Genomic DNA, 24,540 nt, shown 5'->3' on the forward strand with positions numbered 1-24,540 from the left:
AACAACATATGACTAGCTAGATTTAACTATCATAAACCAAAAAAACAGATGAAAATATCATTCAACATAAACAATACACCTTCTACGATTGAAATAGATGATCCTAATACACCTTTGCTTTGGGTAATTCGAGATTTATTAAATCTGAAAGGCACAAAATTCGGATGTGGAAAAGCTGCATGTGGAGCCTGTACACTCCATGTCAATGACCAAGCTGTAAGGTCTTGCTCGTATGCAGTGAAATTTGCAGAAGGAAAAAACATCACAACCATTGAAGGGTTAGGAACTAAAGAAAAACCTCATCCTGTGCAACAAGCTTGGATTGATGAAATAGTTCCACAATGCGGCTACTGTCAACCTGGCTTCATGATGGCCACAGCGGCTTTATTAAATGAAAACCCTAATCCAACGGATGATGACATTGATAACAATATTGTTAACATCTGTCGCTGTGCAACCTATTATCGCATGCGAAAAGCTATTCACAGAGCAGCTGAATTGAACAATAAATTAACAATAACAAAAGTCGAAAACCATGAGTAAAAATATTTCACGTCGTAAGTTTTTAGTTCGTGGTGGCCTCGGAACTTTGGGTGTTTTAGCTGTCGGAACTTACGTTTTCAGGAATCCTCTAAGAAGAGGCATGCTAGAAATGGCAGAAACCATGGCTCCTATATATATGGGTAATGGAACCGAGCCCAACCTATGGTTTGAACTAACCGAAGACAATAAAGTTATCTTTCATTCTCCTAAAGTTGAAATGGGACAAGGGTCTTTTACTAGTTTCGCTCAAATGATTGCTGAGGAAATGGATGTAACCATTGAGCAAATTGATGTTATTGGTGCTGCTACCAAAACTGGAGTTATTGACGGTATGAGTACAGGTGGCAGTCTCTCGGTTGGTGGATTATGGAAACCGTTGCGGGAATTGTCAGCTACCATGAAAGAAATGCTTAAAATTGAGGCAGGTAAAAAATTAGGTATTGACCATTCTAAACTCACTACGAAAGAAGGTATTATTTCAGGTGGAGGAAAAACAATTACGTATTCAGAAGCTGCTAAAGGAGTTACAACATGGGATATTCCAGATACTCCTCCTTTAAAAGAATCCTCCTTTAAATTTATTGGTAAACCGATTAAAAGAATTGATTTAGATGCAAAGGTTTTTGGAGATCCAATATTTGGCTTGGATGCTGAGTTACCAGATATGCTGTATGCTATTATTGTTAGACCAAGTGCTATTGGAGCTTCCATAAAGAATGTTAACGATACCGAAGCTAAAACTGCAAATGGAGTTGTTAAAATTGTTCAAAATAATGATTGGGTAGGAATTGTAGCCGAATCATATGCCCAAGCATTGGCTGCTAAGCATCTTTTAACCATAGAATGGGACATTCCAAAAAAATGGACTGAAGCAGAAATTAGAAATGTATTAAAAGTAGGTAAAGGAAATGAAATGATCACTCAGAAGAAAGGTGAGCAACTTGATGACAATGACAGTAACATGGTCACCATGGAGTTTTCTAGCCCTATTGGTGCTCACGCTCAAATTGAACCTAATGGCGCTGTAGCTTCCTACGACGCAAACAACATCACCGTTATCTTGTCAACTCAGGTTCCTGGAAAAACACAAGAACATGTGGCTAAAGCCTTCGATATTGACCCAGAAAATGTAAACATTGTTCCTACTTATTTAGGAGGTGGTTTTGGCAGAAGATTAAACACGAATCATGCTATTGATGCGGTTACACTTTCAAAGGAAGTTGGCAAGCCTGTTAAATATATCTTCAGCCGGAAAGAGGAATTTCAAAACGATTTGTTCAGACCTCCAACCCACCATATTGTTAAAGGGAAACTAAACAGTAATGGATTTTTAGAAAATCTAGAGCATCATTATGCAAGTGGTGATGTTGCTGTTGGCTCTATTATCATTCCAAATGCTTTACATTCAGTATTAGGAACTGATGTTGGGCTATGCGCGGAGGAAATATAATGTATACCAATATTCCTAATTACCGTGCGGTGCAATGGCATACAACCTTGCCTTTTGCTACCAGCTGGTGGAGAAGTTTAGGTTTATTGGCCAATACTTTTGCTATAGAGAGTTTTGTAGATGAAATGGCTATTAAAGCGAATAAAAATCCTGTAGACTTTAGACTTGCTCAGCTTACTGATGAAGAGCTTCCCGAAAGAATAAAAAACGTTATAAAATTGGCTTCAGAAAAAGCCAATTACTCGGACGAAATAAAAGGAAACCGCGCTATGGGCTTTGCTGCCTCAACAGATAGTAATTCTCCAGCGGCTCATGTTGTTGATGTGTCTGTAGTGAATAATATAATTAAAGTTCACAAGGTAGTTTGTGCTTTTGACTGTGGTTTAATTGTAAATCCAGATCAAGTAAAAGCGCAATGCGAAGGGGCGATAATAATGGGAATGAGCGCAGCAATGTTTGAAAAAATGACTTTAGAAAATGGAGAGCTTTATCCAACAATATATGGTCCCTATGACATGGCTTTGATGAAACATTCACCAAAAGAGATAGATGTTCATTTTATACAAGGGAAAGATATCCCATTACCCGTTGGAGAACCACCTATGGGTCCCATTGCAGCAGCTATTGGGAATGCTATAAGAAGAATTACTGGAAAGCGATTAACAGATTTACCGTTAAAATTGGAAGGATAGTTTTAGGATTGTACTTTAGGAGTAATCGAATTAAAATACTGTTAAAGATTACTCCTAATTTATCTATGCAATAGAAATATCATTATTTTTAAAAAAGAACATTTTTTTAACCATTCATATGACTCACGAATTTAAACACATTATACAGCAGGCACTACTAAATCAACAACTGGGAATCGCCAATGTATTGGCTACAGTTGTACATTTAGAAGGTTCTTCCTATAGAAAACCTGGCGTTAGAATGTTATTATCATCAGATGATTCTATTACTGGTGCCGTGAGTGGAGGATGCGTGGAAAAAGAAGTTCAACGACGCGCTAAATCTGTTTTTGAGACTCAAATAGCAAAGGTAATTGCCTACGATGGAAGATACCGATTGGGATGCGAAGGAATTTTATATATTCTTTTGGAACCAATACGGATATCAAAAGAATTCATCTCAGAATTTCTAAAAATAATTAATAATAGAGATCAGTTTTCCATAGAGTCTTTTTATAATTTAGGTGATGAAAGCGAAGGTTCATTTGGCTCAATTGTTACATTGAATAAACACCCCTTCTCATTGAACGATCAACACGAAATAGACACCTCTTTATCGGGTATTTTTAAACAAAATTTATCACCACTTTTTAGATTATTAATTATTGGTGGTGAACATGATGCTGTAAAACTTTGCAAGCAAGGAAAGATACTAGGGTGGCAGGTTGATGTAATTACATCTATAAAAGATCCTAAACAACTAAAAGATTTTCCTGGAGCCAATTCCGTAATTGCACAAACTCCCGAAATTGTTCAATTAGAAGAAATTAATGAGTATACCGCAATTGTTATCATGAATCATAATTTTTCATATGATTTAAGATACTTGGTCAGATTGCAGGAAACGAATTCTGCTTACATAGGTGTATTGGGTGCCGCAAAAAGAAGAGAAAAGCTATTTAACGAGCTTTTTGAATTGACTCCAAATGTATCTGAGGAGTTTTTAGATAGAATTCATACTCCAGCTGGACTAAATATCGGAGCGATTACGCCTGAAGAAATCGCCCTTTCGATTGTCGCAGAAATTCTATCAGTAGTTCGTGATAAAGAAGTATTTTCTTTAAAGAAAATTATAGGTAATATTCATTCATGATATGAAAACCGCTATTGTAATACTCGCAGCAGGAAAATCTTCTCGAATGGGAACTGCAAAGCAGTTGCTACCTTATAGACATACTACATTGTTAGGATGGACTATAGAACAGGCTTTGAAAATAGTAAATACAGAAGTTATATGTATTACGGGAGCAAAGCGAGAAATAGTTGAGAAAAGTATATCGACTTATCCCATTACAATTATACACAACTCTAACTTTCAAAATGGACTGAGTGCTAGTATTAAAGTAGGTATTCGTTATGTTAGTCAAAAAGATTTTGACAACGTATTAATCATACTGGCCGATCAACCCTTTGTAACAAATGGGTATTTAAAAGAAATCATTTCTAAATCCTGCATGGATCCTGAGAAGATTATAGCTTCCAATTACGGAAACAGAATAGGCGTTCCTGCATTATTCCCTCGACGCTTTTATCAACATCTATCAAAATTAACTGGAGATAAAGGAGCTAAAGAACTATTAAGTAAACATAGTGATAACATTCTAAAAATGCCAAAGGTGAACTTGATAGATATTGACACACAAGAAGAATATGAACATTATGTCAGAAAGCACTAAAATAAATTCATAAAAGACATTTTTTGAATCAACAATCATATTAACAAATACCACAAAACAACACGAAAACACAACTGAAATAACCCCTAGCAAAAGAAAACAATATTTTACAAATTGTAATAATACTAAACATTTTTTTATTCAATTGTTTTTTTTTACTTTTAAATAACTCCCCCATTCAGAAGTCCTTTTCTAACAAAAAACATTTATACATGAGAAAACTACCCACACTTTTATTAGTGTTGTGGCTATCTATTTCGTACGCACAAACGAAAAAAAGCTACAACATTGGTATCCTAATGGACAATTACACTGAAGAGATTACTCCCCTGCTTAAACAATTAAAAAACAGATAGTTACAATTGTTGGTGAAGATGCGAACATTCTTTTCAAAGACGGCAATTTTCTGGTTAACAATTATAGTATTGATACTGCCAAAAAGAACTATCAAAACCTCATAAACAACGAATCTGTAAACATGATTCTTGCTTTTGGTATTGTTAATAGCAAAATTGTAGAAGAACAAAGATCTTATAAAAAACCGACCATTTTATTTGGAGCCATTAACCGAGATTTCAATACTATTGATTTTTCCAAAGCCACTTCTGGCGTCAAAAATTTCACCTATTTAATAAACTCACAATCGTATCTAACCGATTTAAAGAGCTTACAACAGCTTACTAATTTTAAAAAGGTGGGGATTATAATTGAAGAGCAAGTGTTAAAGATGCTTTCTTTTAAAGAAATACTCGATAAAGAAATGCAGCTGCTAAACACTAGTTATAAACTAATTCCTTATCGAAATAATAACGATATTGTTTCTAACCTAAAAAATATTGATGCCGTATATATAGCTGGTGGTTTTTTTATGTCGGACACTGAAGTGAAGCAATTATCAACCATTTTAATTGAGAAAAAACTACCTTCATTCACAATCAATAGTATCAAAGATGTCCGAAATGGTATTATGGCTACAAATCAGTCAGAAAACAATTCCGCTCAGTTTATCCGTCGTGTTGCCTTAACCGTTGAAACCTATATTAACGGAACGCCTCTTTCTGAAATGCCTGTATATATAGAATCTAGTCCTCGCTTAACCGTGAATTATAATACTGCAACTGCCGTTGGTGTCCCCATAAAATATAGCTTAATTAATACTACGGACTTTGTTGGCGAAATGAAAAATGTTCTGGCTGAAAAACAATATAATTTGCTCGACGTGATGAGTCAAGTTACGGGAAGAAACTTAGGTTTATTAGCCAACAAAAAAAACATTGAACTGAGTAAACAAAATGTAAAATCTGCAAAAAGTAACTATTTACCAAGCCTTACTTCTTCTGTTACTGGAACCTATATCGATCCAAAACTAGCTGAAATTAGTAACGGGCAAAATCCAGAATTTTCCGTTTCTGGAAATCTTAGTTTACAACAAACCGTATTTTCTCCAGCTGCGAATGCCAATATAACGATTCAAGAAAACCTTGAAAAAGCACAAATAGAATCTTATAACTCGGAAGAACTAAATACTATTTTAAACGCCTCTCAAACCTATTTCAATACCCTAATATTAAAAACAAACGCGCAAATTAGGCAACGAAATTTAGACTTTACCAAGCGAAATCTTCAAATCGCTCAAGAAAACTTTGAAATAGGGCAATCGGGTAAATCTGATGTTTTACGATTTCGAAGTGAATTAGCACAGAATACTCAGGTTATGGTGGAAGCCATTAACCAATTGGAACAAGGATTTATTAGTTTGAATCAAGTATTAAATAATCCTATAGAAATGCGCATTGATGTTGATGATGCTTATTTAGATAAAGGTATTTATAAAGAATACAATTATCAGCAATTAACCCAGTTATTGGATAACCCAACTACCAGAGAACCTTTTATTGCTTTTCTAATTGAGGAAGCTAAAAACAATGCACCTGAATTAAAATCTTTAGGTTATAATTTAACAGCTACTAAACGATCAATTAAACTAAATGGAAACAATAGATTTTTACCTACTGTTGCTCTTCAAGGACAGTATAATCATACTTTCAATCGAAGTGGCGCAGGTAGTACTCCTCCGATAGGTTTCAATTTAGTAGATACTAATTATAATGTTGGGTTGAATCTTTCACTTCCTATTTTTAACCGAAATACAAATAATATTGATAAACAAACTGCCATTATTCAAAAAGAACAAATTGAATACAATCAGCAAAATAGTGAGTTAGCTATCTCTGTAAATGTTAGAAGCGGGGTTCTTAATTTGATTAATCAAATATCCAATATAGGCTTATCGAAAGTATCTGAAGCAACTGCTAAGGAATCTTTGGAACTCATTCAATCTTCATACCAAGAAGGCGCTGTTAATTTTGTACAGTTAATCGACGCACAAAACAACTATTTAAACGCTCAATTAGCCAAAGCGAATGCTATTTATAACTTTCTGAGCAATGCCATACAATTAGAACGTACTATTGGATACTTCTTTTTGTTACACTCAAAAGCAGAAAACAATCAGTTTACACAACGTTTTCAGGAATACCTATTATCAAAAAATTAACCAGCCTAAAACTTTTACCAATGAAATATTTAATTCAATTATTCACATATTCTTTTTTTATCCTAGCCTACATATCTTGTGGTAAAGAAATCAAACAGGAAAAAAAATTAGTTCGTCCGGTATTATATAAAACTGTAGGATATTTTGGTGGGGACAAAACTCAATCATTCAGCGGAACTTCACGTACAGACAAGATTATAAAATTAAGTTTTAGAAGTTCTGGAATTATTACAAAGTTCAATATTAAAATTGGACAAAGAGTTAGAAAAGGGCAACAATTAGCTACCTTAGATAACGTTCAAGCTAGATTAAATTATCAAAGTGCTTTATCTTCATTAAATAGTGCTGAATCATCAATGAATACAGCAAAGTTAAGCTTAGACAGAACAAAAACTCTATTTGAAAAAGGGAGCGTTGCTTTAAGTAATTATGAGTCTGCTAAAAATCAATACACCTCAGCAAAAAATTCTTACAATTCTGCAAAACAAAGCGTTGAACTCCAAAAAGAACAAATAAAGTTTGGATACTTAATTGCTCCAGAAAATGGGATTATAGCTTCTGTAAATGCTGAAATAGATGAAAATGTTAGTCCTGGTCAAACAATTGCAACACTCAATGCAGGGACGGATATGGAGATTTCTTTAGGATTACCAGAAAACATTATCAATCTAGTAAAAGAAAACATGCAGGTTGATATATCTTTTTCTTCACTCGAAGGAAACAATTTTAATGGAAAAGTTACCGAAGTTTCCCCAGCAGTAGATGCTAATACGGCTACTTATCCAGTTAGAATTGCATTGTTAAATGCAACTAATGAAATTAAAAGCGGCATGGCTGCGAATGTTACTTTTCATTTTGGTAATGATACAAAAGAAGAAATTAAAGAATTGGTAGTTCCGGCAAATGCAGTTGGAGAGGACAGTAAAGGGAATTTTGTATTTCTGATTAATGAAGGAGATAAGAGTACGGTTACGAAACAACAAGTAACGATTGGAGAGTTAACATCAGATGGTTTTATTATAAAGTCTGGGCTTACTGCTGGTCAAAAAATTGCCACAGCAGGATTACAAACACTATTAGATGGCCAAGAGATAAAACTTCAATAACCTAAAACGAACCAATCAAATGAATTTAGCAAAATTTTCAATAGATAAAAACAGAATTACATTTACTGTTTTGGCGACTATTATTTTAATGGGAATTGTGATGTATTCAGGACTTTCCAGAGATAGTATGCCTCCATACACGGTTCGCGTTGCTACGGTCGTTTCAATATTTCCCGGAGCAAGTCCTGAAAGAGTTGAACAACTCGTAAGTGACAAAATAGAAAAAATAGCTCAAGAATTACCTGAGTTAAAAGATGTTTCAAGTACCTCAAGAACCGGATTATCAATAGTCTCAGTATTCTTAAAGGACGAAGTAAAGCAAAAGGACATGCAATCTGTTTGGGATCGCTTACGACGAAAACTAAACGCAATGCAAGGGTTACCTCAAGGTGTCACACCAAACCTTAACGACGATGGAATTGGTGATGTTTACGGCATTGTTGTCGGTTTAACTTCCGATGGTTTTTCTTATGCACAGGTAAAAGATTATGCCGACGATATTAAAGATGATTTGATAAAGTTGCCAGACGCTGCCAAAGTAACTCTTGGTGGTGTTCAGGATGAAAGAGTTTTCATTGAATTCGATAACGCTCGTTTAAAGGAATATGGACTCTCTTCTTCTAAACTACAACAATTTATCTCCTCCACTAATATTTTAAGCTCTGGTGGTCAAGTGAATGTTGGTGATGAACGAATTATTCTTGAGCCTACAGGGAATTTTAATTCTGTAAATGATATAAAAGAATTATTAATTCCAGTAGGAAATGGTAGTCAATTAGTAAAACTAGGACTTATTACTAATGTGAAAAAAGGATACATCAATCCATCTACACAAATTGTAAAAATAAATGGTAAAACAGCAATTTCTCTTCATGTTAATTTAAAAAAAGGAGCGAATGTTATCAAATTAGGTGAAGCCGTAAACTCAGTAGTTAACCAATGGGAAACCAAACTTCCAGTAGGATTGGAACTCACGAGAGTTTCTTCTTTAGACACATACATCGATGTTAAAATTGACAATTTTATTTCCAATCTTTTGCAATCAATTGGTATTGTATTAGCGGTAATGTTAATCTTTCTTGGTTTCAGAACAGGTTTTGTTATTGCTAGCCTCATTCCAATTGTAACTATTATGACCTTAATGATTATGGGAGTTATCAATATGGGGTTGAATCAGGTTACCTTGGCAGCATTAATTATGGCGTTAGGAATGCTCGTGGATAATGCTATTGTGGTTGCGGAAACTATCATGGTAAAAATGGAAAAAGGAACAAAGAAATATAATGCGGCCATTGAAGCATTTTCTGAATTATGGATGCCTCTTTTAATTTCTACTTTAACCACATCGGCTGCTTTCTTAGCATTTTATATGTCTCCAACTACCATGGGTGATATTGTCGGACCAATATTCGTAGTTATAACAATAGCATTACTTTCGTCATGGGTCATAGCGTTAACAGTGATTACCATGTTCTGTTATTTATTTTTCAAAGTAAATACAAAGGAAGATAAAAAAGACAGTATCATAGACAAAACAATTAACGCACTTAAGGTATATTATAAAGACCTTATATTATTCGCTTTGTCGAACAAATGGAAAGTAATCATTACCATATTTGTCGCCTTCTTTTTATCATTATATGGATTCACAAAAGTAGATTTTGTTTTCTTCCCTGATAGTGATAGAAATATGATTACCATTGATGTAAATCTACCTTTAGGAACTAAAATTGAAAGGACTTCAGAAATTGTTGGTCAGATAGAACAATTTATGCAAGACTCTTTAAAAACTTCAGAAGAAAACAAAAAAGGAATCGAAGATTGGTCTTCCTATGTTGGACAAGGACCAGAATCGTATGACCTTGGTTATACACAAGATGAAGCCAATTCAAGTTATGCTCATATCTTAGTTAATACTTCTTCCTTCGAAGAAAATAAAGAAATGATTACAAAACTAGACGCTTATTGTTTTGAAAATTTCCCGAATGCAGATATCAAAGTTGGCGCCCTTGGTGCTGGTGGTGGTGGAGACCCTATAGAAATTAAAATATCAGGAGAAAACCCTGACCAACTTGCCGATATTGCGCAAACAGTTAGAGCAAAACTTTTTTCAGTAGCTGGCACAAAAAATATTAAAGATGATTGGGGACCGAAAAGTAAAAAGTTTTTAATTGAGATAGATCAGAACCGCGCTCAAAAAGCTGGTATTTCAAGTCAAGATATTGCTATTTCACTTCAAACGGTTCTTGATGGATTCAATACTGGAGAATATAGGGAAGAAAATAAATCTATTCCTATTTTACTCCGAAGTGACAACAGCCAACAACAAACGCTGGCCTCACTTGAAACTTTACATGTATTTGCCCAGGGAAGTGGAAAAAGTATTCCTTTATTACAAGTTGCGAATATTGTTCCTCAATGGCAATTCTCAAAAATTAAACGACTTAACTTAAGAAGAACTGTAAATATTTCTTCTAAACTGCGAGAAGGAGCCAATGCTAGTGCAATTATGTTGGTTGTAACTCCTTGGCTAGAAGAAGTTAGTAACAATTGGCCGCAAGGCTATACCTATGAACTAGGTGGAGATGCTAAACAATCGGCTGAAAGTATGGGGTCTGTAATTCAATATTTACCTTTATCTGGATTCATTATTTTATTATTACTTATCGTTCAATTTAATTCGTTTCGAAAAATGGGAATGGTAGTACTCACAATTCCTTTAGGTATTATTGGTGTTGTTGTTGGATTATTAACCTTTGGAGAACCTTTTGGTTTTATGCCTTTTTTAGGAGTGATATCTTTGGCTGGAATTGTAATTAACAATGCTATTGTACTAATCGATAGAATGGAAATTGAACAAAACTCTGGAAAAACCGATCAAGATGCTGTAATTGCGGCCTGTTTACAAAGATTCAGACCTATCTTATTAGCTACATTCACAACAGTTTTGGGGTTAATTCCATTATACCTTTCTGGTGGTGAAATGTGGGAAGGTATGGCAGTAAGTATCATGGTAGGCCTCCTGTTTGGGACAGTAATTACTTTACTATTCATTCCATCTTTATATAGCATTTTATTTAAGGTCAATTATAAAAATTATACTTTTAACAAAAACCTTTTAAATGAATAATATGAACAAAATATTTTATTTAATTCTGCTATTAATATCAGTTTCTTGTGCCGTTAACAAAACAAATTCTCATCAAGTAATATGGGTAAATAGTAGCAAAGTTCCTTGCACCGGAGTTGCTCCTATGCATTGTATGCAAATTCAAACTGGAAATGTTTTAAATCAAGATAATTGGACTCTTTTTTACGACTCTATTGAAGGGTTCGATTATATTCCTGGAAACATTTATAAACTGAAAGTATCAGTTATATCCTTAGATCCGGATTTAGTACCTGCTGATGCATCCACCAAAAAATATAAACTAATCGAAGTGATTTCAAAAACACCAGACGTTAAACTAAATCTCAATGATATTTGGGTTTTTACGCACTTAAACGGAACGGAAATTACCGTTAATAGTGAGAATGAAAGACCTCAAATGGAAGTTAATCTTTCTGAAAATAGAGTTTTTGGAAAAGGTGCATGCAATAGATTTAATGGAAGCATAAAAAAGCTTTCAGGAAACACTCTAAAATTCGACGAAAGAATGATGAGTACTAAAATGATGTGTCAAAACATGAAACTAGAAGATGCTTTTTTCAAGATTCTTGCTCAAACGAATTCATATCAAATAAAAAACAATCATTTATACCTTTTTGATAGCGGTAAAAAAGAAATTGCTCGCTTCAAAAAAACAGATTAGTAATAAAACATGATTAACGTCTATAAATATTTGTATCAACAACGATTTGAATTCTACTTATCTATTCAAACAATAGTATTGTTCGGTTCATTGATATTCCCTGACGTTCTTTTCGAAAATGTATTACTTCCATTTTTGTACTCTTTGAGTACCCTTACTGGAATTCTAATCATTTCTAAAAGCAAAAAATCCCTTTGGTTTTGTACGGGATTATTTTTTGTTTCTTTATTAATGTTTGGTGGAGACATGCTCATAAGAAAAGCCCAAACAGACGAGTATTTATTGATTAGACTCTTAGTCTATTTTATTATTAACATTATCGTTACTTGGAATATTATAAAACAAGTTTGGAAGGAGAAAAAGGTAGATAGAAAAGTTATTTTAGGCTTAACCTCTGGCTATATTTCCCTTGGATTCTTAGGGTTCTTTTTGTTTATATCAATTGACCTAACCCACTCCCAGGCTTTTACTGGTGTATTGGTTGATCAGTCTACAGATTTTAGATTTCATGCAGAGAGTTTATTGTATTATTCTTTTATAACTTTGCTCACTATTGGTTATGGTGAAATTATTCCTGCAATACCTATCGCTCAAAAAGCAGCAATTTTGTTGGGTTTACTTGGACAATTTTACATAACTATAGTTACGGCAATAATCGTTACCAAATACATTAATCACTCAATTATTAAAAGTGAAAAATAACAACATGAAAAAAAATTACTTATACATACTACTCTTTCTATTTATAGCGTCATGTGCTTCTTACAAAGCTAAATATGCCAATGATAGAGATGCGAAACCTGTTAAAGTTAACAAAGAACTCGACCATTCGTTTTACTTGATTGGAGATGCCGGTAATGCTAAAATGGGAGAAAATCTAGCTTCTTTAAATTATTTTCAAAAAGAGCTAGTAAATGCCGAAAAAAACGCTACCGCTATCTTTTTAGGTGATAACATTTACCCTATTGGAATGCCGAAGAAAAATAGTCCAGATAGACCTTTAGCAGAACATCGACTACAAATTCAATTAGATGCTGTAAAAAATTTCAAAGGCAATCCTATTTTTATTCCTGGAAACCACGATTGGTATAATAACGGTGTTAAAGGACTTAAACGTCAGGAAAAAATGGTTAAAAAGGCTTTAGGAGAAAACACGTTCCTTCCTGAAAATGGATGTGGTTTAGACAAAATAAACATCAACGACAATCTTACATTAATCATTATTGATTCTAAATGGTTTTTAACCGATTGGAACAATCACCCAACAATTAATGAAAATTGCGAAATAAGAACTCGTGAACGATTCATTGATGAACTATGGGGACTATTTAAAAAGAATCGTTATAAAAATGTTGTAGTAGCCATGCATCATCCATTATATAGTAATGGACCTCATGGCGGTAGTTTTTCGTTTAAAGATCATATGACTCCAATACCAGTGCTTGGAACTTTTAAAAATGCACTCCGCTCGCATGTAGGAATTCAAACAGATAATTTTAATAAGAGTTATCATGAATTCGTTCAACAAATAGAACTTATTGCTGATGATTTTAAAAATAATATTGTTTTCGTTGGTGGCCACGAACATAATTTACAATACATCGAAAATGACGGATTTAAGCAGGTAATTAGTGGCTCAGGCTCAAAACAATCTCCAGCTTTAGCTGGTTATGGAGCACAATTTACTTATGGGAATCTTGGATATTCTAAGTTAAATTTTTATCAAGATGGTTCTGCTGTCATTGAATATTATTCAGCTAATGATACTGATCAAAACAAGCTTTTGTTTAGTAAAGAAATTATTAGCCCAAAAACACCTTCTTCTCAATTAGCTTTTGATTTTTCGGAATATAATATTCAAAAAGATTTTGTTACGGCATCAATTTATCCACCAAAGAAAACAGATGTTAGCGGATTTCATAAGTTTATGTGGGGAGATTTACACAGAGAAAAATATGGGAAAGAAATTCAGGTACCTGTACTTGACCTAAATAAAGCTTTCGGAGGGTTAAAACCAATTCGCCGCGGTGGTGGTAATCAAACCAACTCTTTACGTCTTGAAAACCCCAATGGAAAACAATACGTATTGCGTTCTATGTTAAAAGATGGAAGCCGCATTATGGGTGGTATTTTAAAAGGAACATTTCTTATTGATGTTGTTCAAGATATTTTTACTATGTCACATCCATATGCAGCATTTATTATTCCTGATATGGCCGAAAGTGTAAACATTTACCATACCAATCCGAAACTCTATTATATGCCGAAGCAACCGGCTCTCGATGCATTCAATGATATATTTGGAGGTGGGCTGTATTTATTAGAAGAACGCCCAGCAGGAAATCGAGATGATGTTAATAGTTTTGGTAATTCTAAAAAGATTATCAGCACCTTTGATGTTTTAGAAAAGATCCGAAAAAATGGAAAGCATTATATAGATCAGGAATGGGCAATACGTTCACGTTTATTTGATATGGTGATTGGAGACTGGGACAGACATGAAGATCAATGGCGTTGGGCTTCTTTTAAAACAGAATCAGGAAAAACTTATTACCGTCCTATTCCTAGAGATAGAGATCAACCACTTTCCAAATTTGACGGAGTTATGATTCCATTGGTAAAACAATTTGTTCCTTTAGTGAAAAACATGCAAAGTTTCGACCACGACATTAAAGATATGAAATGGTATAACAACTATCCTCGTTTCTTTGATGCAGAATTCCTCAATCAATTAACTCTTAATGAGTGGTTATCTCAAGCTGAATATATTCAACAACATTTAACCGATGAAGTGATTGAAGCATCTATAAAAAAACTTCCAAAAAAGATTTTTGACATTGATGGAAAGGAAACTATTGATAAGATTAAATCTAGAAGAAACAAACTTAAAGAAATAACAAAGAGATATTACAAAAGGCAAGCAAAAACTGCCTATATAGTCGGCACGGATAAAAAGGATGTGTTTGTTATTGATAGGGTAAATGACAATGAAACTTCGATTGTTGTTACTCGTAAAAATGATACCATCTATAAACGTATTTTCTCTACTAAAGAAACAAAAGAAATTCAGTTATACGGTTTAAATGGTGATGATACGTTTAACATTAAAGGAAAGGTAAAAAATGGGATTCTTATCCGTTTAATTGGAGGTCAGGATAACGATACTTATACTGATGAATCTTCGGTTGCTGGATGGAGTAAAAAAACGAAAATATACGATTATAAGTCGAAAAAGAATACGGTAAATAAAAGTAAAGAAACCGCCGATTTGCGTTCTGATAATTACTTTAGAAACACTTACAATCATAGGGATATTAATAACAATACAACGTTAGTTTTTCCAAATCTTGGAAGCAACCCTGACGACGGATTCTTCTTTGGTGCAACCTTAACTCATACTCGTCAAGGCTTCAAAAAAACACCATATTCTAGTCAACATACTTTGGCTGCTAATTATTACTCTGCCATTCAAGGATATGATTTTGAATATAATGGTGAATTCAATGAAATTATTGGTAACTGGAATTTAGTTTTAAACGCAAGAGTAACAAGCGACAATTATGCAATCAATTTTTTTGGTTGGGGAAACCAAACGATTTTCGACCAAAACTTCAACCTAGATTACTATCGTGTTAAAAGAAGTGAATTATACTTTTCTCCTTCATTATTAAGGCGTTTTAGAGGAGGAAACACACTTCAATTTAGTTCTTCTATTGAAGGTATTGAAGTGCAAAATACTCCAAATAGAAATATTACTGAATTTGACCAAAGTGCTATCAATATTTTTGACACGAATTACTTTATAGGAGGAGAACTTAGTGTCGGACATAACCGCGTGGATGATATAAGCTTCCCTACAAAAGGGATGAACTTTGACTTGGCTATTGGTGCTAAATCAAAAATTGATGATTTTGAAAGACGTTTTGGTTACTTTAAAGGTTCTTTAGCTATGTATCAAAACTTAGTTAGTAATCGTTCTTTAGTATTTGCTTCTGAAATAGGAACACAAATTAATATTGGTAATCGTTTCGAATTCTTTCAGGCCGCTACGTTAGGTGGAGATAAAAGCCTGAGAGGTTTTAACCGTCAAAGATTTACAGGAAGAGAAAGTTTTTACCATAGTAACGATTTACGTCTGCGATTTGGAGAAATAAAATCTACATTCTTACCCTTAAAAACAGGTATTACTGCAGGTTTTGATTATGGTCGTGTTTGGAGCCCATTTGAATCAAAAAACACCATTTGGCATACGAGTTATGGTGGTTCATTTTGGATAAGCGCTATTGATGCCTTCACTTTAAACATTTCATACTTTCAAGGAAATTCTAATGAAGATCGACTTTCCTTTAGTGTTGGATTTAATTTTTAGAAAACACAAAAGCTCTACATAATGTAGAGCTTTTTATTTATATCACTTTATTTTTAACTTCTAAATAATCGTTGAATCCATTAGAACTAAGAAATTCTCTCCATCCCAAAATTTCCTTGCTTTTTAAGAGATTAAATTCTTTTTTATGAATTTGTAGTAATTGATCCGTTGGTTCTTCATGCCATACTTCTTCGTCATCGTCATAAACATATTTAAGCAACCCCAAACTCCCTTCTAATTCACTTAATAAATAATGGCGCATATTTCTTCCATAAATAATGGTATTTATCCCTTGTACAGATAAAATTAGATTATCAGACGTTACAGGTTCACTGATAAGAAATCTATGTGAATTTAGAGGAATAAGCTTTGGAAGTTCAACAAACCATTTTAAGAAAACATCCTTTTTTTCTTTATTTGTTTTTGGTTCTCCTCCCCAAGAATTCAACCAAATATTTCCATCTAAAACACTCTTTAGTAAAATATCATGGGGCCATTTTAAATACTCATCAATTCTATCATGATCCGTATTCCAATTATAAAACAGTGATTTTTCCGTTTCGATTTCATTTCCTTCTGAATCATACTTCACAACAATTTGTTTTTTGTTTACTGTATGCAATATTTTCAAAAAGAGTTTATGATGATCGGTAAATTTAATGTTATGGGTAATTTCAGCATTTTGAATTTCTTCGTCGGTCATTCCGATCCACTTTGCGTCTTTCAGCCAGTCATCGCATACTATATGAGAGGAATTGCCTTTTTGACTACCACGCCAAAAAGATTCTGTCCTTTCCTTTACCCAAAATAAAAATTCTGAGTAATCTTCAGGTATTGTTGAATACATGTAAAAAAGAGGTTCTTGTTTTCTATTGTAAATTTACGTTTAATTATCTGTTAACCAAAGTTAAATTTTCTAATTTAATGTTTTTAATATTCTCGAAAGAAGGATCTTAAAAAGTAATATGAAAAAATTTAGCATAACACATTAAGTTTTCCTTTTTTTGTTAAAAAAATGATGAATCATACTCTTTTATTATTTGGCTCTATTTTCGGGATGTTAGCTGTTCTTTTTGGAGCTTTTGGAGCGCATGCTCTAAAAAAACGATTAAATGCTGATCAATTGAAATCTTTTGAAACTGGTGTAAAATATCAAATGTACCATGCAATTGTTTTACTTATTATCGGTTTCAATATTACGAATCCAAGTTATTTTTTAGGAATAAGTTTTATTCTTGGAATTTTCTTATTTTCCTTCAGCATTTACGGTCTTGTTTTATCGGATTCAAAAGGAAAAAAGCTTCGGTTTTTAGGCCCAATTACTCCAATAGGGGGCTTATTCTTAATCATAGGCTGGGTGCTCCTTCTCGTTAAGGTTTTAGTTTAAACTAAACTCGTACAAGTTCCCTCCTGTTCCATGGGATTTCTCATCTACAATATATAAAGTATTATTATCCTTAAAGGTTAGTCCTTCCTTTTGAGATGTATGACCCAAGTTATATTTGACGAGTTTACCTTCAAAAAAATTGTCTCCTTCAAAATCACTAAATATAAAAACAGTGTTATGATTTAATAAAGCTACCTTGTTTCTATCTGGGGAAATATCAGCCGCTGTTATCCAACAACTCAAATCATCATCACAAGTATTAAACCTACCCATAAGAATTGCCATGTGCTCCCCAGGAGTAGCTCTCACTTTATACAATGTTGTTTCTCCATATTTGTTTTTCACTCTACTCTTCGAAAAAATATATAAATAACCATTATTATAGAAAATCGATTCAGCGTCAAAAAACCGATCTTTCTTTTTAGGTGGAAACATTTCTTGATCGGGATATGAAAATGTAATTTCTTCTGCATCAATCTTTCCATCCATGGTCAATTTTTCTTGTCCAATTTTGTAAATAACTAAGTTTTTTCTTTTATTATCATTGTTTCCAAAATCAGCTATGTAGAGATTCCCTTCACTATCTGAGGTAATGTCCTCCCAATCTCTGTTTTTTTGTTTCAATTTAATTTTTCCTAGCTTTTTACCAAAAACATCCATTGCAAATACCTCCGATTTATTACCACTATCATTATGCATCCATAAAATATTTGATTTCATGGGGTACTCAACACCAGAAACCTCTTTCAAACCACCTGGTAACACACTCACTAACTTAAGTTTACCAAAATATGTACATCCAAAAGAAACTAAGATCATAAACAAAAACAAGGAATACTTCTTCATATATAATTGTTAAACTATCAAAACATAAAATTATATAAATTTATTGTTCATAAGGAAAGAAAAAATGAAGGCCATATAAAAAAGAGTTCGAGGGGCAACGTAGCACACATGATTTACATGCTTAAAGTCAAAATATTACACTAAAAAAAACATATCATAAAAGACTAAGTTAATTTATCTAATAAGACAATTACGCCTATTTTTTCTATTGCTGCCCCCGCTAAAATTTGACTACAGCCTGCTATATGGAAGAATATAGCAGGAGTAGCCTTTGACAATTAAAATTTCCCCTAAATAATTGTACATTGCTAATATAACTATTTGATTATAAATTTCTTTACGGAAATCCGTAATACAGCCTTTCTTTTTTAACATTTTTTTTTTTTTGAAGCGAAGATTTCCCTGTATCTTGCGCCCGCTATGAGGATATGTTTGTTCGCTTTGTTAATAAGTTAATTATGCAAAAAATTGTTTTACTAGCATTTTGCTAAGTTCAAATTTTTAAAACAACGCTTTCTTAGAAAAAGGATCAACTAATATAATTTATAACAGAAACTATAAATTACATTAGAGTTAGTAAAATATTGATTTTTATAAATAAAAAATAGAGTTGGCTTTCTTCCAACTCCTACAATATAATTAGTACTCTACACAGAGTAGTTTTTATGTAAGTTTGGTTAGTAACCCGTAATTTATATTACGGGTTTTTTTATTTCTTTCATTACTTTATCAAGAATACATAACAAATATTATATTTTGCAAATTTTACAAATTTCAAAAATAAATGAAAACACAACAAAAAAACGAAACCACAGTTCGAAAACTGTGGTCTCTTAAGTAGTATTGGTGTATACTACGCTTGGTTATTGGGTATAGTAGGTTGAGTAAAGTAATTTTTTAATCATAGCTAATGTAATAAAGTAATTTGTTTTGGCAATAAGAAATATCCTAAACGACATACATTTAACTATGAACGCCTATTTTTTTTGTAATAAATGCAAAATTTAATAAAAAAAATAATTTAAGGCTCTCCAAAACTTATCACTTTTCTAACTCTTACTATTAAATTAAATGATTGATCATACACGAACCCATGAATACAAAATAGATATTTATACAAAACCTACCATACCTGCTTGTTTTTATGGTGTATAGTTATTTAAAAATTTTATACTCCCTAATTTTACATGTTTAAGATATCCTCCATCCGTATTTAGAGGGTAACCGTATGCTCCTCCACAAGTGTATTGCTTTCCCACATAGTGTTTTATAATAGCGGGCTGACCTAAATAAACGATTCTCCAGATCTCTCCATTATAATGCTTTGCATAAACTTCGTCATTGTAGACATAATTTAACTTTGAAAAAAAATTAAAACCTAGGCTATTTTTATCTTCAAGAAGAAAACCTTCTTTAATCAATTCAAATCGCTGATCTGATGTTAAGTTATACCCACAACCAGTACCACTGACGTCAGCCCCAGCAAATTCTTCTACAGGAATACTATTCCCTTGCTCTTTAATACTCATATTTTAAAACTTTTGTTATTACTTGTTTATACTTCCATTAAGAATGTAGTTTATTACTAATGGATTCTTTTGATAATTCAGATGAGCTTTAATTGGGTTTACTATCTTCGGTTTTCCAAAAGGCCAAGAATACCCCTTCGCTGCAATACTCACAAAAACATTATTAACATTATATGCTGATGTATAAAAAACATCTTCAGGAACTGGGTATGACAATAAATCATTAGGATCGGATATCGCTATTAATTGGGGCTTATACTTCTTATCCCCATTTAAGCTTTGTGTAAACTGTTTCAAAGGATTATATATATTTTGAATGAGTTTATCTCGCATAGCTTTATTTTTTCTATCAAAAGCAACCCCTTCTTTATCTACATTTTCAGACACACTAAGATCTCCCATATATAATAAAGGAAGTTGATTAGACAACATATAAATTGATGTAATCGATTGTTTCCATTTCTTAGCCCAAACCTCACCATCATTTATACTCTTATTAATGGTTTCAATAAAAATCTTTGAACCTAAGCTTTCGGTGATCCCAACAATTGGTATACTTCCCTCTTCATTCACCATACTTTGTAAGGTGTTTTTCATTTCTCTGCGTATAATATCTCTAAAATTCCCCTGATACATAATCACATCTGACACGGACTGATTCATTAAAGATGCCTTAAACTGATCCATCGTTTCTAATCGATCAGGAATAACATCCATAAAATGGAGTATAAATTTTAATCCCGTAGCTGGATACCATCCATGAACTGTAAACCTCAACTGCTTACTTCCTTTACGGTAAGTAATTACTCTACGCTTACTATATATTAAATGATGTGTAGTATCTTTTAATAAATTAAATCCTTCTTTCTCAACAATCCCTTTTACCAAATCATCAGCAAAATTCATATTATTTATCCCCATTCCATGAGTCACAAATACATCTATCTGATCATTCTCAGACAGAAACTTCTTAATACCATAAAAGTTTTTTTTAGACTTATTTACTTTTAGCTTATGCACCATACAACTTTGAAATGTACAGGTAAAGCATAGCATAATATACCAGAGTAGTTTTTTATTTTTTATCATGACTAGTGATTTTTGATTTTGATATTATTCATCCAAAACTAGTTGATAAAAAGGGAGCGCTATATCCCTATGGATAGGTATTTATGCAACACCTTTTAAGAAACGGAACATATAGTTTCTATTCAGAAATCCTAGAATAAGAAATAGGTAATACCTCCACAATATTTACTATATACTGCAGAAGAGTTAAAAAAGTAAAATTATTTTTTGAATTAAATAAGGAGTGAATGGTTTTACCCCCTTTCATATCGCTACCAGCCTCCAGTAGCTCCACCTCCACCGAAGCCTCCGCCACCAAAGCCCCCTCCGAAACCGCCTCCGCCAGAAGATGAACTTCCACCAAAGCCACCGCCTCCAAAACCACCTCGTCCTGAGTTGCTTAGAATTATGGTATCAAAGACACTTCCTCCTGAATCTCGGTACCTTCTACCTCCTCCTCTGTTATTTTTATTACCATTTGAAACAATGATAAAAAAGATGATAAGGATAATAAAAAAAATAATCCATCCAGAATCGAATATAGGCCCTGAATCTTTGCGAGTCCCTTTGTACTCACCTTGAAGAACTTTGAAAATAGTATCAACTCCTTTATTTAAACCTCCATAATAATTCCCTTGTTTAAAGTAAGGAAGTATATCGTATTCAATAATTTGTCTTGATGTATAATCAGTAAGTAAGTGCTCTACTCCATACCCTGTCCTTATAGTAATTTTCCTATCGTTTTTTGCTAACAATATAAAAACTCCATTATCTTCTTTCTCTTGACCAATTCCCCACTCATGTGCCCAATTGGTAGCTAAATACCCAATATTTTCGCCTTCTGTAGAATTAATTACTGCAACTACAATTTGTGTTGAAGTTGTATCTGAATACTTAATCAACTTTTGTTCTAATGTAGTTTTCTCATGCGGAGTTAATAAGTTTATATAATCATATAAACTAGTCTGATCTTTTTCTTTTTTCGGCTTCTTTGGAATTTCAAAACCTTGAGAAAAGATATTAAAAACACTAAATAGTGAAAATATAAGGATTAAAGTAGAAATGGTCTTTTTCAATTTTCTTTAAGCTTTAGATATTTCATTCGACAATTCATCCTCATCATCTGTTTGCCATGGGAAATGCACTTTTAACTCCTCTCCCGCTTTTAACACTCCATTGATGATCCCTTGCTTAAAATCACCTTGTTGAAATTCCTCCTGCATTGCATCTTTTGTTGTATCCCAAAAATTATCCGGAACTACTTTATTAATTCCTTCATCTCCATACACCACAAACTTCCGATCTTCAACAGCAACATAGAACAACACCGCGTTATGCTCTTTGGTATTATCCATTTTAAGCATTTGAAATACCTCTTGAACTCTAAGATAATGAGGCAACTTTGACGTTGCCTCAATATGTACTCTGATTTCTCCAGAAGTATTCTTTTCTGCCTGTTTTATGGCATTCACTATTTCTTGCTCTTCTTTTGCTGAAAGAAAATCTTCAACTCTTGACATCCAACTTAAAATTTAAAGTCAACGTTAGGTGCATTTTCTGCTCCCGGATCAGATTTATAACGAGTCATTTCTTCAAAACCAAAAATTCCAGCTAAAATTGACCCTGGAAACTTTTTAATATGTTTATTATAAACATTAGTATCTTCATTAAAACGATCTCTCGCTACATTAATGCGATTCTCAGTACCCTCCAATTGGCTCTGTAACTCTAAAAAATTCTGATTTGCCTTTAACTCTGGATAACGTTCAACTGACACCAACAACTTTGATAAAGCACCTGTTAAACCTTGCTGCGCTTGCTGAAACTGCGCCATTTTTTCAGGAGTTAGGTCACCAGCATTAATATTTACAGAGGTAGCTTTTGCTCTGGCATTAATTACTTCGGTCAAGGTAGACTTCTCAAAGTCTGCAGCCCCTTGCACAGTTTTTACTAAATTCCCAATAAGGTCATTTCTTCTTTGATAAGAACTTTCTACTTTCGACCAAGCTGTTTTCGCATTTTCTTGATGCTCAATCGCCGTATTATTAAACCCAACAGCCCAGTTATATAAAACGAACGCTATAACACCTATTACAATTAAAGGCACTAACCATTTTTTCATAATATTTGATTTTTTGTATTTACAATTGATTTTTTATTTTGATAAGCTCTGCTTTTACAGCTTCTAATCTACTAATAATTTCGTGATTGCTAACTACTTTATCTAGATTTTTACCAAGCTTCTTCTTAGCTCCATCCAAAGTAAAACCTCTTTCTTTTACTAAATTAAATATCAATTTAAAATTTTCTACATCTTCTTTTGTAAACAATCTGTTTCCTTTCGCATTTTTTTTGGGTTTAATAACATCGAACTCTTTTTCCCAAAAACGAATTAGAGAAGTATTGACACCAAAGGCTTCAGCTACTTCTCCAATTTTATAATATCTTTTATCAGGTAAATCTACATGCATTTCTATTGTTTAATCATACGACTGCCCTTTTTGCTGAGAGGCTTTTTGCATTGCAATAAACTCCTCCGGCGTTAAGTCTCCGTAATAATAATATATCGGGTTTACGGGGCGGTTATTCTTATGAACCTCATAATGTAAGTGAGGAGCCGCCGAACGACCTGTATTTCCAACATAACCTATTAAGTCACCTCTCTTTACTTTCTGTCCTTTTCTTCCTACAATTTTACTCATATGAGCATAAATTGTTTTATAACCATATCCGTGTTCAATATACACAACATTTCCAAATGTTGCACTTCTTTCCGACCTTATTATCTTACCATTTCCTGAAGCAAAAATTGGTGTACCAGAAGGTGCTGTAAAATCCATACCATTATGCATACGCCATGATTTTAATATAGGATGTAAACGCATTCCATAACCAGAAGCCATTCTTGTCAAATCTTCATTTTTAACTGGTTGAATTGCGGGTATTGATGCTAGCATTTTTTCTTTTTCCTTCGCCAATGAAACAATTTCGTCTAAAGACTTCGATTGCACGACCATCTGTTTTGATAATACATCGAGTTGTTTTGTTGCATTCCTAATCATGCTAGTATTTTCAAAACCATCAAGATGTTTGTATCTGTTTACTCCTCCAAAACCTGCTATTCTTTGTTCATCGGCTATTGGCGTTGCTTCAAAATATGTTCTATATATATTATTATCTCTATCTTGTAATTCTGTTAAAACCTGAGAACTCTCTTCCATTTTTTTTGATAAGAGTTCATAATGTAATTTTAAATTTTCAAGTTCTCTTTTTTGCGATCGCTCTTTCGGGGTAAGTAGAAACTGACTAAAGCCAATAAAACCTAAAAAGGCTATCAAAAAAATTCCAGAGGTTACTAAGAAAGCTTGTTTATATTTTTCACTCGTTCTTTTCTCTATTTTCCTATAAGAAAGCGTATCCGGATCATAATAATATTTTACTTTCGCCATAATGCTAAATATACTAT

Annotated in this window: 21 protein-coding genes; 12 read left to right on the forward strand and 9 right to left on the reverse strand. The window is 33.1% G+C overall.

Annotated elements, in window-relative coordinates; genetic code table 11:
* Window positions 1-48 precede the first annotated feature (48 nt).
* From BLW23_RS22015 to BLW23_RS22060, 11 genes are all read left to right on the forward strand, one after another.
* Entirely contained in the window at window positions 49-543 is a 495-nt protein-coding gene (locus BLW23_RS22015) for a (2Fe-2S)-binding protein (protein ID WP_093674011.1), read from the forward strand.
* Window positions 536-1,993 (forward strand): molybdopterin cofactor-binding domain-containing protein, encoded by a 1,458-nt coding sequence (locus tag BLW23_RS22020; RefSeq protein ID WP_255362860.1) that lies wholly within the window; start codon window positions 536-538, stop codon window positions 1,991-1,993. Before BLW23_RS22015 ends, BLW23_RS22020 begins: the two co-directional genes overlap by 8 nt.
* Entirely contained in the window at window positions 1,975-2,685 is a 711-nt protein-coding gene (locus BLW23_RS23845; RefSeq protein ID WP_255362861.1) for a molybdopterin cofactor-binding domain-containing protein, read from the forward strand. Before BLW23_RS22020 ends, BLW23_RS23845 begins: the two co-directional genes overlap by 19 nt.
* A 118-nt stretch (window positions 2,686-2,803) precedes the next feature.
* Window positions 2,804-3,817, forward strand: coding sequence for an XdhC family protein (locus BLW23_RS22025; protein ID WP_093674014.1), 1,014 nt, complete (start codon window positions 2,804-2,806; stop codon window positions 3,815-3,817).
* A gap of 1 nt (window position 3,818) precedes the next feature.
* Window positions 3,819-4,400, forward strand: a complete 582-nt coding sequence (locus BLW23_RS22030) for a nucleotidyltransferase family protein (protein ID WP_093674016.1) — start codon at window positions 3,819-3,821, stop codon at window positions 4,398-4,400.
* A 478-nt stretch (window positions 4,401-4,878) separates the two neighbouring features.
* Window positions 4,879-6,957 carry a TolC family protein gene (locus BLW23_RS22035; protein ID WP_093674018.1) on the forward strand — a complete coding sequence of 693 codons (2,079 nt, stop codon included), beginning with the start codon at window positions 4,879-4,881 and terminating at the stop codon, window positions 6,955-6,957.
* Between the two features lie 20 nt (window positions 6,958-6,977).
* A complete protein-coding gene (locus BLW23_RS22040; protein ID WP_255362862.1) occupies window positions 6,978-8,063 on the forward strand; it encodes an efflux RND transporter periplasmic adaptor subunit in 1,086 nt (361 codons plus the stop codon).
* A gap of 19 nt (window positions 8,064-8,082) precedes the next feature.
* Window positions 8,083-11,193 carry an efflux RND transporter permease subunit gene (locus BLW23_RS22045; RefSeq protein WP_093674020.1) on the forward strand — a complete coding sequence of 1,037 codons (3,111 nt, stop codon included), beginning with the start codon at window positions 8,083-8,085 and terminating at the stop codon, window positions 11,191-11,193.
* A gap of 1 nt (window position 11,194) precedes the next feature.
* Window positions 11,195-11,875 carry a DUF4377 domain-containing protein gene (locus BLW23_RS23440; protein ID WP_176829910.1) on the forward strand — a complete coding sequence of 227 codons (681 nt, stop codon included), beginning with the start codon at window positions 11,195-11,197 and terminating at the stop codon, window positions 11,873-11,875.
* Window positions 11,876-11,884: 9 nt separating this feature from the next.
* Window positions 11,885-12,577, forward strand: coding sequence for an ion channel (locus BLW23_RS22055; RefSeq protein ID WP_093674022.1), 693 nt, complete (start codon window positions 11,885-11,887; stop codon window positions 12,575-12,577).
* Window positions 12,578-12,581: 4 nt separating this feature from the next.
* Window positions 12,582-16,244: a ShlB/FhaC/HecB family hemolysin secretion/activation protein gene (locus BLW23_RS22060; RefSeq protein ID WP_143032257.1), complete on the forward strand. Its 3,663-nt coding sequence runs from the start codon at window positions 12,582-12,584 to the stop codon at window positions 16,242-16,244.
* A gap of 37 nt (window positions 16,245-16,281) precedes the next feature.
* On the opposite strand, the gene BLW23_RS22065 is transcribed toward BLW23_RS22060, so the two are convergent.
* Complete coding sequence (locus BLW23_RS22065; RefSeq protein WP_093674026.1) at window positions 16,282-17,091, reverse strand: hypothetical protein; 810 nt, start codon at window positions 17,089-17,091, stop codon at window positions 16,282-16,284.
* Window positions 17,092-17,262: 171 nt separating this feature from the next.
* On the opposite strand from BLW23_RS22065, the gene BLW23_RS22070 reads away from it, so the two are divergent.
* Window positions 17,263-17,631 (forward strand): DUF423 domain-containing protein, encoded by a 369-nt coding sequence (locus tag BLW23_RS22070; protein WP_093674028.1) that lies wholly within the window; start codon window positions 17,263-17,265, stop codon window positions 17,629-17,631.
* On the opposite strand, the gene BLW23_RS22075 is transcribed toward BLW23_RS22070, so the two are convergent.
* The 8 genes from BLW23_RS22075 to BLW23_RS22110 form a co-directional block, all read right to left on the reverse strand.
* Window positions 17,623-18,477, reverse strand: a complete 855-nt coding sequence (locus BLW23_RS22075; protein WP_255362863.1) for a hypothetical protein — start codon at window positions 18,475-18,477, stop codon at window positions 17,623-17,625. The two genes, BLW23_RS22070 and BLW23_RS22075, sit on opposite strands and share 9 nt — an antisense overlap.
* Before the next feature lie 1,142 nt (window positions 18,478-19,619).
* Window positions 19,620-20,006, reverse strand: a complete 387-nt coding sequence (locus BLW23_RS22080) for a hypothetical protein (RefSeq protein WP_093674032.1) — start codon at window positions 20,004-20,006, stop codon at window positions 19,620-19,622.
* An 18-nt stretch (window positions 20,007-20,024) separates the two neighbouring features.
* Complete coding sequence (locus BLW23_RS22085) at window positions 20,025-21,095, reverse strand: hypothetical protein (RefSeq protein ID WP_143032258.1); 1,071 nt, start codon at window positions 21,093-21,095, stop codon at window positions 20,025-20,027.
* Window positions 21,096-21,346: 251 nt separating this feature from the next.
* Entirely contained in the window at window positions 21,347-22,150 is an 804-nt protein-coding gene (locus BLW23_RS22090) for a TPM domain-containing protein (protein WP_093674036.1), read from the reverse strand.
* A gap of 6 nt (window positions 22,151-22,156) precedes the next feature.
* Window positions 22,157-22,594, reverse strand: a complete 438-nt coding sequence (locus BLW23_RS22095) for a TPM domain-containing protein (protein WP_093674038.1) — start codon at window positions 22,592-22,594, stop codon at window positions 22,157-22,159.
* A 5-nt stretch (window positions 22,595-22,599) separates the two neighbouring features.
* Window positions 22,600-23,196, reverse strand: a complete 597-nt coding sequence (locus tag BLW23_RS22100; protein WP_093674040.1) for a LemA family protein — start codon at window positions 23,194-23,196, stop codon at window positions 22,600-22,602.
* A 19-nt stretch (window positions 23,197-23,215) separates the two neighbouring features.
* A complete protein-coding gene (locus BLW23_RS22105) occupies window positions 23,216-23,545 on the reverse strand; it encodes a MerR family transcriptional regulator (protein WP_093674042.1) in 330 nt (109 codons plus the stop codon).
* Window positions 23,546-23,554: 9 nt separating this feature from the next.
* Window positions 23,555-24,523 (reverse strand): M23 family metallopeptidase, encoded by a 969-nt coding sequence (locus BLW23_RS22110; RefSeq protein ID WP_093674403.1) that lies wholly within the window; start codon window positions 24,521-24,523, stop codon window positions 23,555-23,557.
* Window positions 24,524-24,540: the final 17 nt, after the last annotated feature.

Source organism: Tenacibaculum sp. MAR_2009_124, from assembly GCF_900105455.1.
In the GTDB taxonomy this organism is placed as follows: domain Bacteria; phylum Bacteroidota; class Bacteroidia; order Flavobacteriales; family Flavobacteriaceae; genus Polaribacter.